The organism is Bradyrhizobium sp. Y36 (assembly GCF_002531575.1).
Taxonomy (GTDB): domain Bacteria; phylum Pseudomonadota; class Alphaproteobacteria; order Rhizobiales; family Xanthobacteraceae; genus Bradyrhizobium.
Window position 1 is genome coordinate 1 of record NZ_NWTI01000042.1, and the last position, 3,962, is coordinate 3,962.

2 protein-coding genes are annotated in these 3,962 nt (G+C 64.2%); both read left to right on the forward strand.

Features of this window, described 5'->3' with window-relative positions; translation table 11 throughout:
• Window positions 1-504 precede the first annotated feature (504 nt).
• On the forward strand, window positions 505-2,193 hold the full coding sequence (locus tag CO669_RS34735) for a methyl-accepting chemotaxis protein (protein WP_198964422.1): 1,689 nt from the start codon (window positions 505-507) through the stop codon (window positions 2,191-2,193).
• A 177-nt stretch (window positions 2,194-2,370) separates the two neighbouring features.
• Window positions 2,371-3,962, forward strand: a 1,592-nt coding sequence (locus CO669_RS34740) for a methyl-accepting chemotaxis protein (protein WP_198964423.1), incomplete at its 3' end; no start/stop codon positions are given.

Consider the following 3,962-nt stretch of genomic DNA (forward strand, 5'->3'; position numbering starts at 1 on the left):
GCAGCGTGGCGCGACCGAGACCGGCACGGCCTCCTCGCAGGTGCTGTCGGCGGCGCAGATGCTGTCCAACGACTCGACCCGGCTGAAGAGCGAGGTCAGCAAGTTCCTGACCAACGTCCGCGCAGCCTGATCTCAGCTGCAGCCAACACCTAACGCAAGAGCGGCGCTATTGGCGCCGCTCTTTGCGTTTTTGCGGCGCGCATCTGCCGATACGGACTGAGCCGCCTTGTTCGCTTCCGGCGTGCCGCGGCCGACACAAGCCAGTGGCAACGATGGCCCAAATCGGAAACTCATTTGGTCCCGAGGTCCCTCCTGCCGGCCGCCCTTCTGCGACATGTCGGTAAGAATACGGGGCGTTGTCATCCCTTATCTCAGTGGTATTGCGGAGTGTCCTTACCCAATTGATTACGAGACGACGGTATTGAGATAGAGCTGAATTCGTTGCCCGACCGAACATGTCCATTGATGTGCACTCGGCGCGCCGGTCATTTCTTGGGGAAATAGATGTCTTGGATCAATAATATTCGCGTCTCCGCCAAAATTTCCGCGGTCTTCGCCGCGATCTGTCTCGTCGTCGCCGTCAGCACGGGCGCGATCTACAATTCGCTGAGCGTGATGAACTCGACGGCGAAAATGACCGTTCATACCTACCAGGTGCTGGAGCAGCTCTCCGAGGTCGTCAGCGCCATGGTCAACTCCGAAACCGGTGTGCGCGGCTACCTTGTCTCGGCCGATTCCGGCTTTCTCGCGCCTTACGAGTCGGGCCAGAAGCAGTTTCAGGCAGCCGCGGCCAAGGTCGGTAGCCTGACCTCCGACAACGCGGCTCAGCAGAAGCGCCTCGAACGCGTCAAGGCGTTCGCGAACGACTGGATGACCAATGTCGCACAGCGCGAGATCGCGCTGATGAAGGATCCCGCAACTCAGTCCAAGGCGCGCGAGCTCGAGGCGTCCGGCGCCGGCAAGAAGGCCATGGACGGACTGCGCGCCGTGGTGCACGAGATGGATGCGGAAGAGCGTTCGCTGCTGACCGAGCGTGCCGTCGCTTCCGACGCCGCGTCCGCCAACGGGACGGTTGCCATGGCGATTGGCGGCATCGTCACGCTGTTGCTTGCGCTGCTGGGCGCTTTTGGCGTCGCAGTCGTGGTCACCCGCCCGATCCAGCGCATCACCGCCGAGATGGGCGTCCTCGCCAGGGGCGACACGTCAGTGGCCATATCGGGCACCGAGCGCAAGGACGAGATCGGCCAGATGGCCGGGGCGGTCCAGGTGTTCAAGACCAACGCAATCGAGGTCGAGCGGCTCAAGGCGGAACAGGTCGAAGTCGAACGCCGCAACGCAGAACAGCGCAAGGCTGATATGACCCGGCTCGCCAACGATTTCGAAGGCGCGGTCGGTGAGATCATCCAGACCGTATCGTCGGCCTCTACTCAACTCGAGTCCTCCGCCTCGACGCTGACGTCGACGGCCGAACGCTCCCAGCGTCTGGCGACCACGGTTGCCGGAGCGTCGGAAGAAGCTTCGACCAACGTCCAGTCGGTGGCCTCGGCGACCGAGGAGATGGCCTCGTCGGTCGGCGAGATCAGCCGCCAGGTGCAGGAATCGGCGCGGATGGCGGGCGATGCCGTCGGCCAGGCCCGCGCCACCACCGAGCGCGTCAGCGAGCTGTCGAAGGCAGCCGCCCGCATCGGCGACGTCGTCGAGCTCATCAACACCATCGCCGGCCAGACCAACCTGCTGGCATTGAACGCGACCATCGAGGCGGCGCGCGCGGGTGAAGCCGGCCGCGGCTTTGCGGTGGTGGCTTCCGAGGTGAAGGCGCTCGCCGAGCAGACCGCGAAGGCCACCGGTGAGATCGGCCAGCAGATCTCCGGCATTCAGGCCGCGACCAACGATTCGGTCGGCGCCATCAAGGAGATCTCCTCGACCATCGAGCGCCTGTCGGAAATCTCCTCGGCGATTGCCGCTGCGGTGGAAGAGCAGGGCGCGGCGACGCAGGAGATCGCCCGCAACGTGCAGCAGGCCGCGCAAGGCACCCAGCAGGTCTCCTCCAACATCACCGACGTGCAGCGTGGCGCGACCGAGACCGGCACGGCCTCCTCGCAGGTGCTGTCGGCGGCGCAGATGCTGTCCAATGACTCCGGCCGGCTGAAGAGCGAGGTCAGCAAGTTCCTGACCAACGTCCGCGCAGCCTGACTTTCTTCAACAGGTATTCGACTACGCAAGAGCGGCGCCCTCGGCGCCGCTCTTTTGCCTTGGGCCCGGGTATCGGCCTCTTCTGACTTATTTTTCACGTGGGTCGTACGGTTCCAAATCTTTACGGGTTCCGAACCCGAGTAACCTTAACTCGGCACAGTATTTCGGAGGCCCACCGTGAAACTGCTTTCATTTTCTGCCATTCGCTCCATCCAATTGAAGATCGCGCTGATCGCCGGCATTTGCCTCGCGGTCACCTGTGTCGTGCTGATCGGCTACGGCCTGTTCTCGACGCAGAGCATGAACCAGTACGTGACCCATGAGGTCATGCAGCTGGTCGACCATCAGACCAAGGAGAGCCTGATGAACCGGGCCTCCACCGAAGCCAACGCGATCAAGGCCGAGCTCGAGGTGGGCTTCGATGCGGCCCGCACCACGGCGCATGCCTTCGCGACGCTGGCCGACGAGAAGGCCGGCACTCCCATCGCGGCCCGGCGTGCCCAGTTCAACGCGGTCCTGCGCCACGTGCTCGAGCTCAATCCTGCCTTCAACGGCACCTATTCGGCCTGGGAGCCCGGCGCATTGGACAACGATGACGCGGCGTTCAAGGGCCGCAAGGACGTGGGATCGGACAATACCGGCCGCTTCCTGCCCTATTGGACACGCAACGCCAATGGCGACATCGCCGTTCAGCCGCTGGTCGAGTACGACAGCAGCGAGCGGCATCCCAACGGCCTCGTGAAGGGCGCCTGGTACATCAATCCGAGCACGACGGGTCAGGAAAACATCCTCGGTCCGCTGCCCTATATCGTTCAGGGCAAGGCGGTCTTCCTGGCGACCATGTCGGTGCCGGTCATGATCGGCGGCAAGTTCCGCGGCGTCGCCGGCGCCGACTACAATCTCGATTTCGTGCAGAAGCTCGCCGTCAAGATCAACGGCTCGCTGTTCGAGGGCAAGGGCAAGGTCGCGATCCTCAACGATACTGGCCTCATCGTTGCCAACAGCGCCAATCAGGACGTGATCGGCAAGAACGCGTCGGAAGCCGATCCGCGCTGGAGCGAGAGCCTGGCCATCGTCAAGGCCGGCAAGCGCACGGCGCAGGACGATCCCAAGTTCGCCAATATCGACATCTACGCGCCGATCCGCTTCGGGCTCACCGAGAACGCCTGGTCGGTCGTGATCTCGATCCCGCGCGACGTCGTATTGGCCTCCGCACGGCAACTGGATGCCTCCCTCAGCGCCCGTGCGACGTCGAGCACGTTCTGGCAGCTCGGTGTCGGTCTCGTCATCGTGCTCGCCGCGATCTTCCTGATCTCGTTCGCTGCCCGCAAGATCGCGCGGCCGATCCAGGATTGCGCCAATTTCGCCGATGGCATTGCCAAGGGCGATTTCAACCAGCAGCTCGAGATCGATCAGGCCGACGAGGTCGGCCGGCTCGCGACCTCGCTCAGCTCGATGCAGGGCGACATCAAGCGCAGCATCGAGCAGCGCGCCCAGGACCAGGCCGCGGCCGATCGCGAACGCAAGCGCTCGATGAACGAATTGGCCGACAGCTTCGAAGCGCAGGTGGGGGGCATCGTCGAGACGGTCTCGGCCGCATCCGGCGCGCTGGAGACCTCGGCGGGATCGCTGAGCTCGACTGCGGAGCGCGCGCAACAGCTCGCCTCCGTCGTCGCCGCCGCGTCCGATCAGGCGTCCGGCAACGTCCAGTCGGTGGCCTCGGCGACCGAGGAGATGGCCTCGTCGGTCGGCGAGATCAGCCGCCAGGT